The sequence below is a fragment of the Erwinia sp. JH02 genome, assembly GCF_013074405.1.
Classification (GTDB): Bacteria; Pseudomonadota; Gammaproteobacteria; order Enterobacterales; family Enterobacteriaceae; genus Erwinia; species Erwinia rhapontici.
In genome coordinates this window covers 389288-408934 of record NZ_JABANZ010000002.1, presented here as the reverse complement: position 1 = coordinate 408934, position 19647 = coordinate 389288, and the positions used below count along the sequence as shown (strand labels likewise).

Genomic DNA, 19647 nt, shown 5'->3' with positions numbered 1-19647 from the left:
GGCCGATCGATAACGTCGATCGGCCTTGTTACTTTATGCCGCTTCGATTTTACGTGGTGGCTTTACCTCTTTTACCGGTTGAGTTGCCAGCGCATCGGCGTCAAATTCATCCACGTTAATTGAGCGCAGGCGGCTGACTTCAGCACGGATCAGAATATCGGCTTCTTCCTGGGTGACCCATCCCGCCTCCAGCCCTTGTGCTGCCAGTGCATCCAGACGGGTAAACGACAGATGTTTTTTCTGCTGTTTACACAGGCGGTCATGAATCGCTTCTGCGGCCATCACATCGTGCAGCGCTTCTTCCAGCTGGCCTGCCGGGTTGTGTTCACTCGGTGCGAGATACTGACCGCGCCCCAGGCGGTTGCGGGTGGCGGATGGCACCTGCAAAATAAGCGCCAGTTGATGATCCAGGCGGTCGGACGGCGCCCGGCTGTGACGGCCGGTCGGGAACACCACGGCGCGCACCAGGCCCGCCACCAGGCGGTTCGGGAAGTTGCGCAGCAGGTCGTCGATAGCCGTGTCTGCCTGATTCAGCGCATCCTGAACGCCCCAGTGCAGCAGCGGTAAATCGGCTTCGTTACGTCCTTCATCCTCATAACGCTTCAGCGCTGCCGAGGCCAGATAGAGCTGGCTCAGGATATCGCCAAGGCGCGCCGAAATGCGCTCGCGGCGTTTCAGGCTGCCGCCCAGCACGGACATTGAGACATCCGACAGCAGTGCAAGGTTGGCACTGACGCGGTTCAGATGCTGATAGTAACGACGGGTGGCATCGCGAGTCGGCGAGGCGCTGGTGCGGCCACCCGTGAGTCCCAGCCACAGGGTGCGCAGCGTATTGCTGCCCACGTGGCCGATATGGCTGAACAGCGCCTTATCAAAGGCTGTCACATCATTATTCTGCGCTGCCGCCATCTCTTCCAGCACGTAAGGGTGGCAACGAATAGCACCCTGGCCGAAGATAATCATACTGCGGGTCAGAATGTTGGCGCCTTCCACCGTAATGGCAATCGGCGCCCCCTGATAAGCGCGGGCAAGGAAGTTGCTGCTGCCGAGCATAATGCCTTTACCGCCCGCAATATCCATGGCGTCAACAATTGCCCGCTGACCGCGATGAGTACAGTGGTATTTCACGATGGCGGACAGCACCGCCGGTTTTTCACCAAGCATAATGCCACTGGTGATCAGCGTGGCGGCGGCATCCATCACATAGGTGTTCCCGGCGATGCGTGCCAGCGGTTCTTCAATCCCCTCCATCTTGCCAATCGGCAGGCGGAACTGACGACGAATATGCGCATAGGCCCCGATCGCCAGAGCAATGCTTTTCAGGCTGCCGGTGGAGTTGGACGGCAGAGTAATGCCACGGCCCACTGACAGACACTCAACCAGCATTCGCCAGCCCTGTCCGGCCATTTCCGGGCCACCGATAATAAAATCAATCGGCACAAAGATATCCTGGCCGCGTGTCGGGCCGTTCTGGAACGGTACGTTGAGCGGGAAATGCCGTTGACCAATTTCCACGCCCGGTGTCTGCGTGGGGATCAGCGCACAGGTGATCCCTAACTCTTCCGTTTCGCCCAGCAAATGGTCGGGGTCAGAAAGCTTAAACGCCAGGCCGAGCACAGTGGCGATAGGGGCGAGGGTGATATAGCGTTTGTTCCAGGTGAGGCGCATACCCAACACCTGCTGACCTTCCCATTCACCCATGCATACCACGCCAACATCCGGGATGGCACCGGCATCGGAACCCGCTTCCGGGCTGGTCAGGGCAAAGCAGGGGATCTCCTGGCCGCGTGCCAGACGAGGCAGGTAGTGATCTTTCTGCGCTTCGGTCCCGTAATGCTGGAGCAGTTCGCCCGGGCCAAGGGAGTTAGGCACACCCACCGTGATCGCCAGAATCCCGGAAACCCCTGACAATTTTTGCAGCACGCGCGCCTGAGCGTAGGCCGAAAATTCAAGGCCGCCGTACTCTTTCTTGATAATCATGGCGAAGAAGCGGTGCTGTTTGAGATACGCCCACAGCTCAGGCGGCAGATCGGCCATTTCATGGGTGATCTGGAAGTCATTTGCCATACGGCAGGCTTCTTCTACCGGACCGTCAATAAACGCCTGCTCTTCCGGCGTCAGTCGCGGCTGCGGATAGGCATGAAGTTTTTTCCAGTCCGGTGTACCACGGAACAGATCGCCTTCCCACCAGGTGGTACCGGCATCGATGGCTTCTTTTTCGGTGCGTGACATCGGCGGCATCACTTTCTGGAAGGTGTTCAGCGTGGGTTTGCTGAACAGTGCCTGGCGCATGGGCAGGAGATTAAACGGCAGCAGAATAAGCACCAGCGGGACCAGCAGCCAAAGTGTCCACAGCCCTGCCAGTCCGAGCACAGCGGTCCAGAGCAGCAACGCAGCACTGGCAGCCAGCAGATTAATACGGTGATAAAACAGGGCGCCAATCAGCACGATCGTCGCCACAATACTGAGAACCATCATAACATGTGCTCCGTAAGTAGTAAGAGGTCCGACCTGTTGGGTATATGTTTAGATTACCACGGCGTCAGGTGCAATCTGTTTACATAATAATTACAACCTGGCTCACAAAGCGGTGGCACGAAGCGTTAATCCCTCTGGGGGGCGGGGAGATCGCTTCCCGGCTCTCTGGCAACTTGATAAACTCCTACAGTAACTCTTTCCTAAAAGGACATCCCTATGTATCAGGACATCATTCGCGCCGAGCTGAACGAAGCGGCAGAGACGCTGAATAAATTTCTTAGTGAAGATGCAAACATCGAGGCGATCCAGCGTGCGGCCGTGCTGCTGGCTGATTCATTTAAAGCAGGTGGTAAGGTTCTCTCCTGTGGTAATGGCGGTTCCCACTGCGATGCGATGCATTTTGCTGAGGAGTTGACGGGGCGCTACCGTGAAAACCGCCCTGGCTATCCGGCGATCGCGATTTCTGATGTCAGCCACCTGTCCTGCGTCAGTAATGACTTTGGCTATGATTTTGTTTTCTCACGCTACATTGAAGCGGTGGGGAAAGCAGGGGATGTGCTGTTAGGGATCTCCACATCGGGTAACTCCGGTAATATTATTAAAGCGGTTGAAGCTGCGCGTGCCAAAGGGATGAAAGTAATCACCCTGACCGGTAAAGACGGCGGCAAAATGGATGGCGTGGCCGACGTAGAAATTCGTGTGCCGCACTTCGGTTATGCTGACCGTATTCAGGAGATTCACATCAAAGTGATTCATATCTTGATGCTGCTCATCGAAAAAGAAATGGTCAAATAATCCCCTTCATCTTTCACGCCGCAGGTGCGTTAGCTGCTCTCGTGAACCCCGGTCACTTACTCGTGTAAGCTCCCGGGGATTCACTCGTTTGCCGCCTTCCTGCAACGTGAAATCCATTGGGGATAGAATCTATTTTCACGAGGTAATCCTGTGTGCGAACTACTTGGGATGAGCGCGAACGTCCCGACGGACATCTGTTTTAGTTTTACCGGGCTGGTGCAGCGCGGTGGCGGAACGGGCCCGCATAAAGATGGCTGGGGCATTACCTTTTATGAAGGGAAAGGCTGCCGCACATTTAAAGATCCGCAACCCAGTTTTCAATCGCCGATTGCCCGACTGGTGCAGGAATATCCGATTAAGTCCTGTTCGGTGGTGGCGCATATTCGCCAGGCGAACCGGGGTGAAGTATCGCTGGAAAATACGCACCCGTTTACCCGCGAACTGTGGGGACGTAACTGGACTTACGCGCACAACGGGCAGCTTAAAGGCTATAAAAACCTGGATACCGGCCCTTATCGCCCCGTGGGTGAAACCGACAGTGAGATTGCCTTCTGCTGGTTGTTGCATAAGCTGACCACTCGCTATCCGCGTACGCCGGGCAACTGGCCAGCCGTCTTCCGCTATATTGCGGAACTGGCGGCAGAGATGCGTGAGAAAGGGGTGTTTAACATGCTGCTGTCAGATGGCCGCTATCTGATGGCGTTCTGTTCGACCAATCTGTTCTGGATCACCCGACGTGCCCCGTTCGGCAAAGCCAAATTGCTGGATCAGGATGTGGAAATTGATTTTCAGAAGCAGACCACGCCAAATGACGTGGTCACAGTGGTGGCCACTCAGCCGCTGACGGCGAATGAAACCTGGCACAAGATTGAGCCAGGTGAATGGGCGTTATTTTGCCTGGGTGAGCGCGAGCGCTGATTCCTGTACGGCTGAGTTGCCTGTCATCGGGCGGCTCAGTACGTACTTGCCATCGCTAACGTTGACCGCCGGAGGCTGTTTGGTCTGCACGAACTGCGTGTAACCCGGCTGCAATTGCTTCCAGAAATTGATGTAAGTGGAGTAGCGATGGCGCTGCATGTTGCTGTCGGTCATGCGGAACGGATAAATACTGACTTCAACACGCGGCTGGCCATTGCGCAGCGCGGCTTCTACATAGTGATAAATTTCATCCATATAGGCATCGGTCATGGCATAGCAGCCAATTGACACGCAGTTGCCGTGGATCATCAGATATTTCCCCTGATAACCCTGCTGGCGATCGTATTCGTTCGGAAAGCCGACGTTAATCGCACGATAAAAGCGGCTGTCTGGTTTTAACTGGGAAAGTCCCACGCTGTAAAAACCTTCCGGACTTTTGAAGTCGCCCTGTACGCGTTTTGGCCCCAATCCACCCGAAAAATTACAGATGCGGTAGCTGTTAAGCAGGCGGAATTCGTTGCCGATTTTGCCGTACAGTTCCAGCGTGCGTTCTTCTTTGAAGATTTGCAGGTACACGGGGGTACCAATCAGTTGTTTCTTTAACTCTTTGCTTACCGGGGCCAGTGGGGTAACCGAATCCGGTACGCTGGCGAAGACAACGGCTGGCAGAAAAATCATCGCAAACAGCAGTGCGATTTTGCCCATTCTGGTTCCCTTGAAATGTAGGGGTTGAAAGCAACGCCGGAAGGCGTCTGTACTGACAATATCGGATAATTCCGCTATCGCTGCGTCACCTTAGCATTGTCTATTTTTTTATCAAGATAGCGAAGAATAAAAACCTTAATTTATGTGCGTTCCGTTGCGTATTGAACTCTGGCTTTTTGACTGTATACTTATACAGTATTATCGGAGGGGGCTATGCGTAAAATCATTCACGTGGATATGGACTGCTTTTTTGCCGCAGTGGAAATGCGCGATAACCCCAGCCTGCGTGATATCCCCATCGCGATTGGCGGCAGCGAAAAACAGCGCGGCGTCATCAGCACGGCGAATTATCCTGCGCGGAAATTTGGTGTGCACAGTGCGATGTCAACGGCGATGGCGCTTAAGCTCTGCCCGCACCTGACGGTGATTCGGGGCCGCTATGACGCTTATAAAGAAGCCAGCGTCCATATTCGTGACATCTTTTCCCGCTATACTGCCCTGATTGAACCCCTGTCGCTTGATGAAGCTTACCTGGATGTCACTGACAGCCAGCATTGCCATGGATCGGCCACGCTGATCGCGCGTGAGATCCGCGATACGATCCAGCAGGAGCTGAATCTCACCGCATCAGCCGGGATAGCGCCGATTAAATTCCTGGCAAAAATCGCCTCCGATATGAATAAACCTAACGGCCAGTTTGTCATTACGCCGCAGCAGATGCCTGACTTCCTGCTGGCCCTGCCGCTGGCGAAAATTCCCGGCGTGGGAAAAGTCACGGCGCGTAAGTTAGAAGAGATGGGGCTGAACACCTGTGCCGATGTGCAAAAAACCGATTTGGTCACCTTGCTGAGGCGGTTTGGTAAGTTTGGCCGCGTGCTGTGGGAGCGCAGTAATGGCATTGATGACCGGGAAGTCATCACTACCCGTGAGCGTAAATCTCTTGGCGTGGAGCGGACGCTGTCGGAGGATATTCATAGCTGGGAAGCCTGCCTGGAAATTATCGACCTGCTGTACGATGAGCTGGCACGACGGCTGGATAACATTAAGCCGGATCGCCAGATTGCCCGTCAGGGCGTAAAACTGAAGTTTAATGATTTCCAGCAGACCACGCAGGAGCATGTCTGGCAGGTACTGAATAAGGCCGATCTGATTGAGATTGCGCGAAAAAGCTGGGATGAACGGCGTGCAGGGCGCGGCGTGAGGCTGGTGGGATTGCATGTGACGCTGCTGGACCCGCAGCTGGAAAGGCAATTGTTATTGGGATTGTAAGAGCGTGTCAGGCATACCTGACCCCTGCGAGTGTCGCGATTGTGACAGGGCGCGGGGCATGCCTGTATAGAGGCTGTCGTAGGGGCGAGGCAGGCCTCGCCCGTATCATATGCGCAGCATTACTTAACCGGGATCGCCTTCAACAGCGCAGTCAGCAGCTGCCAGTACAGGTCAACGCTTCCAATATGCACCTGCTCATCCGGGGAGTGTGGCCCGGTGATGGTCGGCCCAATCGATACCATGTCCATCTGTGGGTACGGTTCTTTAAACAGACCGCACTCCAGACCGGCGTGGATAACCTGGATATTCGGGGTTTTATCGAACAGTTTTTCATAGGTTTCACGCACCAGCGCCATCACCGGTGAGGTGGCATCCGGCTGCCAGCCTGGATAGCTGCCTTTGGCGAGGGTTTTCGCCCCGGCCAGTTGGCCGAGCGCAGTGAGCATTTCCACCACGTACTCTTTGCCGCTGTCGATCAGTGAACGGATCAGTGAGTTGATCTTCGCTTCATTGCCTTCAAACGTCACCACACCGACGTTCAGTGAGGTTTCCACCACGCCTTTCATCACGTCTGACTGACGGATCACGCCATTCGGTGTGCTGTTCAGCAGGGCGATAAACGCATCACGGCTGGTGGTGCTCAGAGCCTGCTCCGCATGGGCCAGATCCTCGACCACCACGGCAATGTTTTTCTCTTTCAGGCTCAGCTCATTTTGCAGCGTCAGCAGATAGCCGGCTGCCAGTGACTTCAGCTTATCGAGGCTGGCAACAGGAACCGCCAGCGTGGCGAAGGCTTCACGTGGGATCGCATTGCGCAGCGTACCGCCGCTGAAATCCACCAGACGCAGGTCAAGATCCGCCGCATGGGAGAACAGGAAGCGCGCCAGCAGTTTGTTGGCATTCCCCAGACCCACGTGAATATCACAACCGGAGTGACCGCCTTTCAGGCCTTTCAGCGTCAGTTTCACCGTCTGATAACCGGCCGGAACCGCTTCACGGGTCAGCGGCAGTGTGCTGGTAAAGTCGATACCGCCAGCACAACCCATATAGATCTCACCTTCCTCTTCGGAATCGGTGTTAATCAAAATATCGGCCTGCAACCAGCCTGCTTTCAATCCGAAGGCACCGACCATGCCGGTCTCTTCGGTCATGGTCAGCAGCACTTCCAGCGGACCATGTTCCAGGCTGTTATCAGCCAGCACGGCCAGAGCTGAAGCCATACCAATACCGTTATCGGCACCCAGCGTGGTGCCGCGTGCTTTTACCCATTCGCCATCGATCCAGGGCTGAATCGGGTCTTGGGTAAAGTCATGCACCGTGTCGTTGTTTTTCTGCGGCACCATATCAAGGTGCGCCTGAAGCGCCACGGGTTTACGATTTTCATAACCCGGCGTGGCAGGTTTACGGATCAGGATGTTACCCACCTGGTCGCGCTCATTCCAGAAACCCTGCTCCGTCGCCCAGGCGATCACATGGGCAGCCAGTTGTTCTTCATGATAAGAAGGATGGGGAATGGAGCAAATTTTGGCAAAAATATCCCACAAGGGTTGTGGGGATAATTGAGACAATTCAGACACGATAACTCTCCTGTGTCAGCACTCCCTTTCTGCCGTGCAGGCAGGAAGCATGCGCTGATATCGGTTGGAAAATTCCCGTCAGCGAATCTGACGCGATGGCAAAAGAATATCACCGATTTCTGACACATGCTCACGATGCCCCAGGAAAAAAGGGGGATACAAGGTGCAGCGGGCTGGTTTTTAGTGCCTCAGATCACTATAATTTCGCGCAACCGCTCCCCTTGCACAATTTTTAAGCCAATTTCATTGGCCGGGATTCTTTTAATGAGTGAAAAATACATCGTCACCTGGGACATGCTGCAAATCCATGCCCGTAAACTGGCCGAGCGCCTTCTGCCCGCTGAACAGTGGAAAGGCATTATTGCCGTCAGCCGTGGTGGTCTGGTACCTGCCGCCTTACTGGCGCGTGAGCTGTGTATCCGCCACGTCGACACGGTTTGCATCTCCAGCTACGACCACGATAACCAGCGCGAAATGACCGTGCTGAAGCGTGCAGAAGGGGATGGTGAAGGTTTCATCGTGATCGATGACCTGGTGGACACCGGCGGCACTGCACAGGCTATCCGTGAGATGTACCCGAAAGCGCATTTCGTGACGATTTTCGCTAAACCAGCCGGACGCCCGCTGGTGGATGATTATGTTATCGACATCCCGCAAAACACCTGGATTGAACAGCCGTGGGACATGGGCATTGCCTACCTTCCCCCGCTGGTAAAAAGCTGATTGATTCACTCTGTCATCAGAGACATTTAGTGTGTTAGATCAAAACACGCCCGATTCTGTCGGGCGTGTTTGTTTTTACCCTTCGCGTGAAACTCCCTGCTACGGTAGACTCAAATCCTACCCGTACGCCAGAGGAACGCCCTGTTATGTCGCCGAAAAACCTCAGCGAAGAACTCTTCAAGCCGCGTTTTAAACACCCGGAAACCTCATCGCTGGTGCGACGTCTGCATCATCATCGCCCGTTGAGCATCCAGTCTGCGCTGGATGGCGAAACCCATGCCGGCTGGTATCGGATGATTAACCGCCTGCTGTGGACCTGGCGTGGACTGACGCCGCAGGAAGTGAGTGAAGTGCTGGCACGTATCGCCGTCAGCACCGTTGAACATACCGATGATCAACTGCTGGATACGGTGATTGGCTATCGCGGCGGCAACTGGATCTATGAGTGGTCAAAGCAGGCGGCGCTTTGGCAGCAGAAGGCCACCGAATGTGACGATGACGCGCAAGCGGGCCAGTACTGGCTCCATGCGGCACACCTTTACAGCGTGGCGGGCTATCCGCATCTGAAAGAGGATGAACTGGCAGAGCAGGCGCAGGTGCTGGCCAGCCGCGCTTATGAAGAAGCCACCCACCGTCTGCCTGGCGAACTGAAAGCACTGGAGTTTGCTATTGCTGGTGGCAGCCCGGTGACCGGTTTCCTGCATATGCCGCCGGACGTGAAAGCCCCTTATCCGACGGTGCTGCTGTGTGGTAGCCTGGATGCGCTGCAAAGCGACCATTACCGTCTTTTTCATGACTACCTTGCCCCGCGTGGCATTGCGATGCTGACGCTGGATATGCCATCGGTGGGCTTTTCCTCTAAATGGAAACTGACCCAGGATTCCAGCTTCCTGCACCAACAGGTACTGCGTCAGCTGGAAAATGTGGCCTGGGTTGATCACACGCGCGTCGCCGCCTTTGGTTTCCGTTTTGGGGCTAACGTGGCGGTCAGACTGGCCTATCTGGAAAGCCAGCGCCTGCGCGGCGTAGCCTGCCTTGGGCCAGTGGTACACAGCCTGCTTAGCGATACCAACTTACAGGATCGCGTACCTGAAATGTATATGGATATGCTGGCCAGTCGCCTTGGCATGTCAGGGACATCCGACAGTGCATTACGCACTGAACTGAGCCGTTTCTCACTGAAAATTCAGGGACTGCTGGGCCGCCGTTGCCCGACGCCGATGCTGTCCGGTTACTGGGCTCATGACCCGTTTAGCCCGGAAGAAGAATCACGGCTGATCACCAATTCCTCCAGCGCCGGGCGTTTGTTAAAGATTAACACCTCCCCGGCGATGGCGAATTTTGATAAAGGCCTGCGTGACATTTGTGACTGGCTGGCGCAGCGCTTAGACGTATGAGTTGCTAATATTCAATAGTTTGCTACAACTATAGACTCAATTATGGAGGTTTTAACGATGACGTTACCGAGTGGACATCCTAAGAGTCGGCTGATCAAGCGCTTTCACTCTTTGGGTCCTTACATCCGTGAAGGCAAATGTGAAGGCGACCGCTTCTTCTTTGATTGCCTGGCCGTTTGCGTCAATGTGAAACCTGAACCGGAACTGCGTGAGTTCTGGGGCTGGTGGATGGAGCTGGAAGCCCAGACTGACCATTTCACCTATGAGTATCACTTTGGTCTGTTTGATAAAGAAGGCAACTGGAAGCCGAGCACGGTAAAGGGTAAGGATAATAATGCCCGTCTTGAAGAGACGTTACGTAACTTCCATGAGCGTTTAAAGGCGCAGTTAGCAGAGATCGAGCTGGGCCTGGTCCCGGCAGCCGGTTTTGCTGACAAGCCGGTTAAACTGACCGCGTAGTCCTGCCTGTTCATTCCTGACCCCCCATAAGAAAAGGCTGGATTGCTCCAGCCTTTGTTTTAGACACATAACGAGGGGTAAATCATTTATCGCTGTGGCAGTGGCGTGTCACAGCGTCAAAGGGATTAGAACTGGTACATCACACCTACAGCAACGATATCGTCGGTGTTCAGGTTCAATTTGTTGTCATCGCTCAACAGGTTAACTTTGTAATCGACAAAGGTAGACATGTTTTTGTTGAAGTAGTACGTCGCACCGATATCAACAAATTTGTACAGATCAGCATCACCAACGCCATTTTCCATATCTTTGCCTTTCGTCTGCACATAGGCCAGTGATGGACGCAGGCCCCAGTCGAACTGGTACTGTGCCACAACTTCAAAATTCGACAGTTTATTCACATAACCTGACACGGCGGTTGTTGTGCCGTTAGCCTGAGTGAAGGTTGCACCGCTGTTGATTGGGTTCATGTTACGCGTTTCAGCGTAGGTCGTTGCCAGGTATACACCGTTGTTGTCATATTTCAGACCGGTTGCCCAGGCTTCCGCTTTGTCACCAGAACCGAATGCCGCATTTTTCTGGCCAAGGCCTGGTGTAGTCTCATTGGCGATCAGGCGGTTAGAAGAAGAAAACGCCCCATTGACACTCAGACCATCAATGATTTTATAAGAAAGAGATGCGCCGTAACCATCGCCGTTACTCACGTTACCCGCACGTGTTGATGAAGCGTCGTTTTTACCCTGATACTGCAAGGCAAATTTCAGACCATCGACCAGACCGAAGAAGTCGTTGTTACGGTAGGTCAGCATGCTGTTACCACGGGTCAGCATATAGGTGTCAGCGCGGGTGTAACCGGTGCCGCCGAACTCAGGCATCATATCGGTCCAGGCTTCCACGTCGTAGATCACACCGTAGTTACGGCCGTAGTCGATAGAACCAAAATCGTTCAGTTTCAGACCGGCGAAGCCCAGACGGGTTTTGTTACCGGCTTGCGCATCAGCACCGCCTTCTGAGTTGCTGGCGCTGAAGTTGTATTCCCACTGGCCGTAACCGGTCAGTTGGTCGTTAATCTGGGTCTGGCCCTTGAAGCCGATACGGACGTAGGACTTGTCAGCGTTGTTGCTGGCATTGGTGTCCGCTTCACTCATGTAACGCATTGCTTTAACTTTACCGTAGAAATCCAGTTTGTTGCCGTCTTTGTTATAGACTTCTGCGGCTTGTGCAGCGGTGGACAGGGCCAGAGCTGCGGTTAAGATTGCCAGTGCGCTTTTCTTCATCATTTTGCTATCAATCCCGAAAGAGTAAAAGTAATAAACGGCCCGAAGGCTCTGTTCGAAGCACGGACTTTTTACCCTTTCTCCATTAAAGTTTTATTACAGTTTTCAACACTTCTTGTTAATTGCGAACTTTTGGACTAGCAAGTGGTCAGGGCTTTTTCGCCCTTTTCCCGCGCTGGCTGTTGGCTTCGGGCACCACACCTGCTAAAACGTTTCTTTGTACTCTTTTTTACGAAATGGCAGGAAATAATGAGCAGCAGCCAGACCCTGGTGGTGAAACTGGGGACCAGCGTACTGACCGGCGGATCGCGTCGGCTGAATCGGGCCCATATTGTGGAGCTGGTGCGTCAGTGCGCACAGCAACATGCCGCGGGCCATCGGATTGTGATTGTGACCTCTGGCGCGATGGCGGCAGGACGTGAGCACCTTGGCTATCCTGAACTGCCCCCGACCATCGCCTCTAAGCAGCTGCTGGCTGCGGTGGGGCAGAGCCGTCTGATCCAGCTGTGGGAACAGCTGTTCTCGATCTACGGTATTCATATCGGCCAGATGCTGCTGACCCGCGCAGACCTTGAAGATCGCGAGCGTTTCCTTAACGCCCGTGACACCATGCGCGCGCTGCTCGATAACCATATCGTGCCTGTCATCAACGAAAATGACGCGGTCGCCACCGCTGAAATCAAAGTGGGTGATAACGACAACCTCTCTGCGCTGGCGGCTATCCTTGCTGGTGCCGATAAGCTGCTGCTGCTCACCGATCAGCAGGGATTGTTTACTGCCGATCCGCGTAATAATCCGGAAGCCGAACTGATCCGCGATGTTCACGGTATCGACGATGCGCTGCGTGCGCTGGCGGGTGACAGTGTTTCAGGCCTGGGAACGGGCGGTATGGCGACTAAACTCCAGGCGGCGGATGTGGCCTGTCGCGCCGGTATTGATACCATTATTGCGGCCGGTAACCGTCCTGGTGTGATTGGTGATGTGATTGCCTCCAACCCGGTTGGCACTCGCTTCCACGCCTTTGAAACCCCGCTGGAAAATCGCAAGCGCTGGATCTTCGGTGCGCCTCCGGCCGGTGAGCTGGTGGTGGATGATGGGGCGCTGTCAGCCATTCTGGAACGCGGTAGCTCCTTGTTGCCAAAAGGTATTCGTGAAATTAGCGGTAACTTTTCCCGTGGTGAAGTGATCCGTATTCGCAGTTTGCAGGGGCGCGATGTTGCCCACGGCGTATCGCGCTATAACAGCGATGCCATGCGTATGATTGCCGGACATCACTCCCAGCAGATCAGCGAAATTTTAGGTTATGAATATGGTCCGGTGGCGATACATCGTGACGATATGATTGTTTCTTAAGGAATACGCATGCTTGAACAAATGGGTAAGGCCGCCAAGGCCGCTTCGTATCAGCTGTCGGTGCTGTCGACCGCACAGAAAAATCAGGTGCTGATGACGATTGCTGACCATCTGGAAGCGCAGAGCGCATCCATACTGGCCGCCAACGAACTCGACCTGGCAGATGCACGCCATAACGGCATGAGTGCCGCACTGCTGGACCGCCTGATGCTGGATCAGACGCGCCTGAAAGGGATTGCCGATGATGTGCGTCAGGTGTGCCGTCTGGCCGATCCGGTGGGTGTGGTGATCGACGGCGGTAAGCTCGACAGTGGGCTGCGTATTGAGCGCCGCCGCGTGCCGCTGGGTGTGGTCGGCGTGATTTATGAAGCGCGTCCGAACGTGACCGTGGACGTTGCCAGCCTGTGCCTGAAAACCGGTAATGCGGTGATCCTGCGCGGTGGCAAAGAGACGTATCGCACCAACGGTGCCACCGTGCGGGTGATTCAGGATGCCCTGAAACAGCATGGTCTGCCAGCAGGTGCGGTGCAGGCGATTGAAAGCCCGGACCGTGAGCTGGTGAATCAACTGCTGAAGCTCGACCGTTACGTGGATATGCTGATCCCACGCGGCGGTGCCGGGCTGCATAAGCTGTGCCGTGAGCAGTCCACCATTCCGGTGATCACCGGCGGTATCGGCGTTTGCCATATCTATGTTGATCGCAGCATTGAACAGGATGCGGCACTGAAGGTGATCGTTAACGCCAAAAAACAGCGTCCAAGCGCCTGTAACTCGGTGGAAACCCTGCTGATTGATGCGGCGATTGCCGACACGTTCCTGCCTGCCCTGAGCGCCCGGATGGCGCAGGAAGGCATCAGCCTGCATGCGGATCCGCGCTCGCTGCCGCTGTTAAGCAACGGTCTGGCCAGCGTCAGTGCGGTCACTGAAGCGCAATATCGCGATGAGTGGCTGGCGCTGGATTTGAACGTCAAGCTGGTGGACTCACTGGATGAGGGCATTGCCCATATCCGTGAGTACGGCACGCAGCACTCTGATGCAATTCTGACGCGCACCATTCAGAATGCTGACCGCTTCGTTAACGAAGTGGATTCATCGGCCGTCTACGTCAACGCCAGCACCCGTTTTACCGATGGCGGCCAGTTTGGTCTTGGCGCTGAAGTGGCGGTCAGTACCCAGAAGTTGCATGCCCGCGGCCCGATGGGCCTGGAAGCACTGACCACCTATAAGTGGGTGGCGTATGGCGACGATACGGTGCGTGTTTAACGGATAAAAAGAGGCGGTTGAAATGGTTACGCTTTCCCAGCTTTTACCCTTTGCCGCCATCGCCCTTGGGATGGTGTTAACCCCCGGCCCCAATATGATTTACCTGATCTCGCGCTCTCTTTGCCAGGGACGCAGGGCCGGGTACATCTCTCTGTGCGGTGTGGCGCTGGGCTTTATGTTTTACATGGTCTGCGCTGCGCTGCGCTGGGGATTACGGCATTGGTGATGGCGGTGCCGATGGCTTATGACGCACTGCGCTTAGCCGGTGCGGCCTATTTACTGTGGATGGCATGGCAGGCACTGTTCGGGGGGAAATCCCCGTTTCAACTGCGCGATCTGCCGCCGGACAGCTCGCGTAAGCTGTTTACTATGGGGCTGCTGACCAATCTGCTGAATCCCAAAACGGCGGTGATCTATCTCACCCTGTTGCCACAGTTTATCCACCCGGAGCAGGGCAATGTTCTGGCGCAATCCCTGACGCTGGGCTTCACGCAGATCGTCACCAGTATGCTGGTGAACAGCCTGATTGTTTTTGCCGCTGGCACTATTGCTACCTTCCTTGCCGGCCGCCCCGGCTGGCAGAAAGCCCAGCGCTGGCTGATGGGAACGGTACTGGCGGGGCTGGCGGTCAAAATGGTGATGGATAAACGCTGAACGGGCCGCCCGGCAGGGCAGCCCACACGTCATCTATCCCTGTCGTGCATGCGCCGCCGCTTTGCGGAACAGGGCATCATCGGGCCGAACGCCGGTATACAGCGCAAACTGTTCCACTGCCTGAATAGCAAACACTTCAGAACCGGTAATGACAGTCTTCTTCTGGCTGCGCGCGTACTGTACCAGCGGTGTCAGTTCCGGTAACGCCACCACTTCAAAAATCACGCTGGCAGCGTCAATAGTCGCACGATCAAATGACAATGCATCGGCATCTGCACCGCCCGCCATTCCGGTAGGCGTGGCATTGATCAGCAGCCCAGGCTGTAGCCCTTCCAGGTCAGCACGCCATTCAAAACCGTACAGCTCCGCCAGTTCGCGCCCACTGGTTTCGTTGCGTGCAATAATATAGCCCTGATGGAAACCGCTGTCTTTTAAGGCGCAGGCCACCGCTTTTGCCATGCCACCGCTGCCACGCAGAGCGAAGGTCAGTCCGGTGGGGACCTGATACTGTTTCAACAGGTTATGGATGGCAATATAGTCGGTGTTATAAGCCTTCAGGTAACCCTCGGTATTGACAATGGTATTCACCGAATTGATGGCTTTGGCGGAGGCGTCCAGCTCATCCAGCAGGGGAATGCAGGCCTCTTTAAATGGCATTGAAATGGCACAGCCACGGATACCCAGCGCCCGCACGCCGCCAATCGCCGCGCTTAAGTCTTTGGTGGTGAACGCTTTGTAGAGGTAATCGAGATCGAGGGCGTCATAGAGATAGTTATGGAAACGGGTGCCAAAATTGCCGGGCCGTGCCGCCAGTGACATGCAGACCTGGGTGTCTTTATTCAGATTTTTGGTCATCGGGTTGTCTCTGTGAAGGGAGTGGCATCCAGCATGGACTAAAATCACGAGATAAAAAACTGCTGAATTCGCTGACAAATTTCCCCTTTTAAGCAGAGCAGAGCGTCAAAGACGCTATTTATCTATTTTGTTGATTAATCAAGATTTCAGAGATTAAATTTCAACATTTCGTTTAGTTTTCTGGAGTGGAATGCTAACCTGCTGGGCGATAATCTCCTCACTGTTGAGAACCTGATTGATGACGGACAGAGCGTATTACCACAACGACAGCCTCGAAATGACCAGCGAAGTGATCAGCTGCCAGCCGGATGACAATGGTCAGTACCGGGTGATCCTCTCTTCAACGCTGTTTCATCCGCAGGGCGGTGGGCAGCCCTCTGACCAGGGAACGCTCGGGGGGATTGAGGTGGTGAAAGCCAGCCAGGAAGAGGGGCAGGTGATCCATCTGTTGGCAACCAGCGTGCCGCTCGGGCCGGTGGCGATCAAGGTTGATGGGCAGGTGCGCGTGCACCATACCCGCATGCACTCGGCCGGGCATCTGATCGGTGTCGTCGGCGAGCAGTTTGGCTGGTATGCCACCAAAGGTGATCATCGCCCCGGTGCCGGGCGCATTGTTTTTGCACCGGGAGAACAGCCTGTGAAAGCCGTGGACGTGGCAGAACTGGAGCGCCTGACCCAGGCGCTGGTGGCGGCAGATTTGCCACGCGTGCTGAGTGAGCAGGAAGGGATGCGTAAAGTCACCTGGGGAGCGCTGCCTGCTTACGCCTGCGGCGGTACGCACGTATTGTCGACCGCGCAGGTTGGCCTGGTGCGCATCACCAGTGCCAAAGAGAAGAAAGGGCAGTTATCCGTTCAGTACGAACTGGACTGAGGGTCAGCCGCGCAGTGCGGCGGCCATTTTTTGCAGGTGTTCAAGGCTGCTGGTGGCACCGCCGCAGACAATGACCAGCAGGTTTTGATAAGCGGCGATCTGCGGATGCTGGTCATAAACCACGGCAAGGCTGGCCCCGCAGGCCGGTTCTACCAGCACCCGGTGATCGTCAAGAAAGCGTTCGCAGGCGGTGACGGCGGCAAGATCTGACACCAGCAGGCTGTGTATCGGATGTTCACCGGCGCAGCGTAGCGCCTGGTCGCACACCCGCTTTGCGCCCAGCGAAGAGGCAATACTGCGGATCTCCGCCAGTTCGACGCTCTTCCCGGCGGCCTGCGCCGCATGGAAAGATGCGGCGCCTGTTGTTTCAACGGCCAGCACAGGAACGTCCTGCCAGCCATTACGCTGTAGCCCGGCCACCACGCCCGCCAGCAAGCCGCCACCGCCCACCGACAGCAGCACGGCGTCAGGTTTCATCCCGCTCTGCGCCACTTCATCAATCATCGTTGCGTGCCCCTGCCACAGCAGCGGATCGTCGAACGGATGCAGAAACGCATCCTGTTTGCCCGTCAGTGACTGTGCATATTGATTCGCTTCCTGCCAGGAGCTGCCGTGTACAATCACCTCAGCGTGCTCCTGCCGCAACAGCTCCTGTGCCCGCAACGGGGTGGTTTCCGGCACCACAACGGTGACGGGCACACCGAGATGGCGCCCGGCCCAGGCCACGGCCAAACCGGCATTGCCCCCTGACGAAGAGACAAAACGCTGTGCCCCCCGGCGCTGCCAGGTTTCGCAGGCAAGGCCAATACCACGGATTTTAAAGGAACCGGGCGGCTGTAACGCCTCCATTTTCAGCATCACTTCGCGGCCTGCCAGCAGGCTTAACGGGCGTGAAGAGAGAAGCGGGGTGGTGATATGCAGGCTCATAAGGTGCTCCCTGACTGTTCGTCGCGGATTTCATCCAGATAGTTGTAAATGGTGTAGCGGGTGACGCCCAGCGCTGCTGCGGCTTTCTCAATCCCGCCCTTGACGATAAACATACCGCGATCCTGCATTTTTCGAACCGCCGCCAGTTTGGCCTGCTTACGCGACACGCGCAGGTTGCCATTCAGTTCACTCAGCGAGTCAGCAATGATATCCGCCATTAGCTGCCCCATATCCACGCTCTCTTCTGTTTGAGGGGGCGGCGCGTCTGCGTTGAGCAGGCTATCAAGGCAGCGTTTCGCCGCCAACAGTTCGCTGTTATCAGTATTGATGCAGAGTGCGGCAAACGGCTGACCATTGCTGTCACGATAAAGTGCGGTCGCGCTGCGCAGGGTCTGGCCGTTTTTACCCCGGGTGGGATAGTCAGGGATCACTGTCGGCGTCGTATTGCTCACCTGTGCGTTATCGTTGAGCAGCGCGCGCAGCCCCTGATCCTCTAAGGGAACAGCCAGTACCGGGCTGCCTGGCACGCGGCCGGTGATATGACCGTGAGTGATGGCCAGCACTGATTTTTCCGGGTGTTCCAGGTCATGCAGAACGATTTCAGTATTACGCCCAACCACACTGCCCAGGGCTGTGATTGCGGCGTTCAGGGTTTGCAGGATCAGTGCGCGTTCGCGGGCAATATCTGGGGAATGTGCTGTCATAATGACTCAACGAGGGTAAGAGAACAGAATGCAGTAGGTTATCAACAGGATGTTTAGCTATCAACATTTTGTTGATTTTAAGCGAGGATATCGTTTAACAGGCCACTTGCAAAACCTGTAGGCGCTGCTTATCTTAAATGCCATAAGGTGATGGTGTTCCACCTTTCCCAACCGCCCTGACTGTAAGGGCTGATGACGCCTGATAACCCTGACTCTGTTTAACCAGAGGTCGGTGTATCAGGCCGTGTATTATTTGCCTGTTGGCACCTTCCTCTCCATTTCTGAGGATTTTATGTTGAAACCATTACTGGCTGTCATGATTGGCGGCTGTGCGGGCTGCGTGATCCGCTGGTTGCTGGCCGTGCGTCTGAATAGCCTGTTCCCCAACCTGCCACCGGGCACGCTGCTGGTGAATCTGGTGGGCGGCTTTATTATTGGCGCAACGGTGGCCTGGTTTGTGCGCCACCCGGGGATTGATCCGGCCTGGAAGCTGCTGATCACCACCGGGCTGTGCGGCGGCATGACGACATTTTCCACCTTCTCGCTGGAGGTGGTGACGCTATTGCAGGCAGGAAATTATCTGTGGGCGATGACCTCGATTCTGGTGCATGTGCTCGGATCGCTGTTGATGACCTTCGCCGGGTTCTGGCTGATGTCTCTTTTGTTCTGATTTAGCGTGCCAGCGCACTGGCGCTGGCCTCATCAAATAATGACAGGCTTTCTATCTGCTCCAGCATGATCACTTTGCGAAAAGCCATGGCCGATTTCGGTTCTGAATCAAGCGTGATGCCATGTTCGGCATACCAGCGGCTGTAATTATGCTCAATGCATAAATTCAGGCTTTTGCCATCGCGGTAACCACTCAGCATCGGGATCAGCACGACATTGGCTGTCGCGACATTGTCATAAGAGGCGGCGTGGATCATACCGATATAAATACGCCGCGATTTCAGCGTGATCCAGGCAAGCTCACCTTCTTCCATGCACTGAAACAGTAATCCCTCAACGCCATTGGCGCGGGAGAGCTTCTTGTACAGCTTTTTGCGGCCAGAGCTATCCAGTCGGGCGCTGCCTGACCAGCTTGAACGGTAAATGCAAAAGGCCACAGCAAAGGTGAGCATGATGACCACGGGTGCCTGAATGCCTAAAAAGCTCCAGGTCATAAATTCGATTTGCCACTGATGATGCAGGCCATCTGCCAGTGACGGAATGGCGTTAAAGGTTGCCGATACGGCCAGCAGCACTAACCAGATCAGTCCGGTGGCCAAAACACCCTGCAGGACAAAAATGCAGCCATACAGCGCCACCAGGAAGTAAACATCCCAGCCAAATGAACGTTTGATTTTGAAACGTGTAGAGAGGTCGCGGCTGGTGTACCAGTAGCCGCAGACCATTAACACCATAAAGATCGCCGTTCCCATC

At 55.3% G+C, this 19647-nt stretch carries 18 protein-coding genes, 1 pseudogene and 1 riboswitch; of the genes and pseudogenes, 11 read left to right on the top strand and 8 right to left on the bottom strand.

The genetic code is table 11. The features are described 5' to 3' along the window. Window positions 1-33: 33 nt before the first annotated feature. A complete protein-coding gene (gene fadE / locus HHI26_RS06605) occupies window positions 34-2478 on the bottom strand; it encodes an acyl-CoA dehydrogenase FadE (protein ID WP_171148808.1) in 2445 nt (814 codons plus the stop codon). A 216-nt stretch (window positions 2479-2694) separates the two neighbouring features. Between fadE and lpcA the strand changes: the two genes are divergently transcribed. Together lpcA and HHI26_RS06595 are read left to right on the top strand one after the other, a co-directional pair. Beyond that, window positions 2695-3273 (top strand): D-sedoheptulose 7-phosphate isomerase, encoded by a 579-nt coding sequence (gene lpcA, locus HHI26_RS06600; RefSeq protein ID WP_133846218.1) that lies wholly within the window; start codon window positions 2695-2697, stop codon window positions 3271-3273. A 150-nt stretch (window positions 3274-3423) separates the two neighbouring features. Next, entirely contained in the window at window positions 3424-4191 is a 768-nt protein-coding gene (locus HHI26_RS06595; protein WP_133846219.1) for a class II glutamine amidotransferase, read from the top strand. On the opposite strand, the gene dpaA is transcribed toward HHI26_RS06595, so the two are convergent. Then, complete coding sequence (dpaA, locus tag HHI26_RS06590; RefSeq protein WP_133846220.1) at window positions 4162-4896, bottom strand: peptidoglycan meso-diaminopimelic acid protein amidase; 735 nt, start codon at window positions 4894-4896, stop codon at window positions 4162-4164. The genes HHI26_RS06595 and dpaA overlap by 30 nt on opposite strands. 213 nt (window positions 4897-5109) lie before the next feature. Here dpaA and dinB point away from each other — a divergent pair, with 213 nt between their 5' ends. Then, on the top strand, window positions 5110-6165 hold the full coding sequence (gene dinB, locus HHI26_RS06585) for a DNA polymerase IV (protein ID WP_171148807.1): 1056 nt from the start codon (window positions 5110-5112) through the stop codon (window positions 6163-6165). 119 nt (window positions 6166-6284) lie between these two features. Here the strand turns inward: dinB and pepD are convergent, their stop codons facing one another. Further along, entirely contained in the window at window positions 6285-7742 is a 1458-nt protein-coding gene (pepD, locus tag HHI26_RS06580; protein WP_133846222.1) for a beta-Ala-His dipeptidase, read from the bottom strand. A 264-nt stretch (window positions 7743-8006) separates the two neighbouring features. Here pepD and gpt point away from each other — a divergent pair, with 264 nt between their 5' ends. From gpt to crl, 3 genes are all read left to right on the top strand, one after another. Further along, the gene (gpt, locus tag HHI26_RS06575; protein WP_133846223.1) at window positions 8007-8465 is read left to right on the top strand and encodes a xanthine phosphoribosyltransferase; all 459 of its coding nucleotides are present in this window, start codon (window positions 8007-8009) and stop codon (window positions 8463-8465) included. A gap of 146 nt (window positions 8466-8611) precedes the next feature. Continuing rightward, window positions 8612-9862 (top strand): esterase FrsA, encoded by a 1251-nt coding sequence (gene frsA / locus HHI26_RS06570; RefSeq protein WP_133846224.1) that lies wholly within the window; start codon window positions 8612-8614, stop codon window positions 9860-9862. 57 nt (window positions 9863-9919) lie between these two features. Further along, window positions 9920-10321, top strand: a complete 402-nt coding sequence (gene crl, locus HHI26_RS06565; RefSeq protein WP_133846225.1) for a sigma factor-binding protein Crl — start codon at window positions 9920-9922, stop codon at window positions 10319-10321. Between the two features lie 125 nt (window positions 10322-10446). Here the strand turns inward: crl and HHI26_RS06560 are convergent, their stop codons facing one another. After that, a complete protein-coding gene (locus HHI26_RS06560; protein WP_272952614.1) occupies window positions 10447-11601 on the bottom strand; it encodes a porin in 1155 nt (384 codons plus the stop codon). A 246-nt stretch (window positions 11602-11847) separates the two neighbouring features. Between HHI26_RS06560 and proB the strand changes: the two genes are divergently transcribed. The 3 genes and pseudogenes from proB to HHI26_RS06545 all read left to right on the top strand — a co-directional run bounded on the left by proB (window position 11848) and on the right by HHI26_RS06545 (window position 14868). Further along, window positions 11848-12951 carry a glutamate 5-kinase gene (gene proB / locus HHI26_RS06555; RefSeq protein ID WP_133846226.1) on the top strand — a complete coding sequence of 368 codons (1104 nt, stop codon included), beginning with the start codon at window positions 11848-11850 and terminating at the stop codon, window positions 12949-12951. A 9-nt stretch (window positions 12952-12960) separates the two neighbouring features. Continuing rightward, window positions 12961-14214: a glutamate-5-semialdehyde dehydrogenase gene (gene proA / locus HHI26_RS06550; RefSeq protein WP_133846227.1), complete on the top strand. Its 1254-nt coding sequence runs from the start codon at window positions 12961-12963 to the stop codon at window positions 14212-14214. A 22-nt stretch (window positions 14215-14236) separates the two neighbouring features. Continuing rightward, a pseudogene (locus HHI26_RS06545) lies at window positions 14237-14868 on the top strand (LysE family translocator). Window positions 14869-14901: 33 nt separating this feature from the next. Here HHI26_RS06545 and HHI26_RS06540 read toward each other — a convergent pair. Beyond that, entirely contained in the window at window positions 14902-15723 is an 822-nt protein-coding gene (locus tag HHI26_RS06540; protein ID WP_159337626.1) for a shikimate 5-dehydrogenase, read from the bottom strand. A gap of 238 nt (window positions 15724-15961) precedes the next feature. On the opposite strand from HHI26_RS06540, the gene HHI26_RS06535 reads away from it, so the two are divergent. Then, window positions 15962-16594, top strand: a complete 633-nt coding sequence (locus tag HHI26_RS06535; RefSeq protein WP_171148806.1) for an alanyl-tRNA editing protein — start codon at window positions 15962-15964, stop codon at window positions 16592-16594. Between the two features lie 3 nt (window positions 16595-16597). Here HHI26_RS06535 and HHI26_RS06530 read toward each other — a convergent pair whose 3' ends face one another. Continuing rightward, window positions 16598-17521 (bottom strand): pyridoxal-phosphate dependent enzyme, encoded by a 924-nt coding sequence (locus HHI26_RS06530; RefSeq protein ID WP_133846231.1) that lies wholly within the window; start codon window positions 17519-17521, stop codon window positions 16598-16600. Beyond that, the gene (locus HHI26_RS06525) at window positions 17518-18225 is read right to left on the bottom strand and encodes a PAS domain-containing protein (RefSeq protein WP_171148805.1); all 708 of its coding nucleotides are present in this window, start codon (window positions 18223-18225) and stop codon (window positions 17518-17520) included. The genes HHI26_RS06530 and HHI26_RS06525 overlap by 4 nt, the downstream gene beginning before the upstream one ends. A gap of 137 nt (window positions 18226-18362) precedes the next feature. Then, window positions 18363-18434: riboswitch (Fluoride riboswitch) on the top strand. A gap of 83 nt (window positions 18435-18517) precedes the next feature. Here HHI26_RS06525 and crcB point away from each other — a divergent pair. Next, on the top strand, window positions 18518-18895 hold the full coding sequence (crcB, locus tag HHI26_RS06520) for a fluoride efflux transporter CrcB (protein WP_133846233.1): 378 nt from the start codon (window positions 18518-18520) through the stop codon (window positions 18893-18895). A gap of 1 nt (window position 18896) precedes the next feature. Here crcB and HHI26_RS06515 read toward each other — a convergent pair whose 3' ends face one another. Beyond that, on the bottom strand, window positions 18897-19646 hold the full coding sequence (locus HHI26_RS06515) for a hypothetical protein (protein ID WP_133846234.1): 750 nt from the start codon (window positions 19644-19646) through the stop codon (window positions 18897-18899). Window position 19647: the final 1 nt, after the last annotated feature.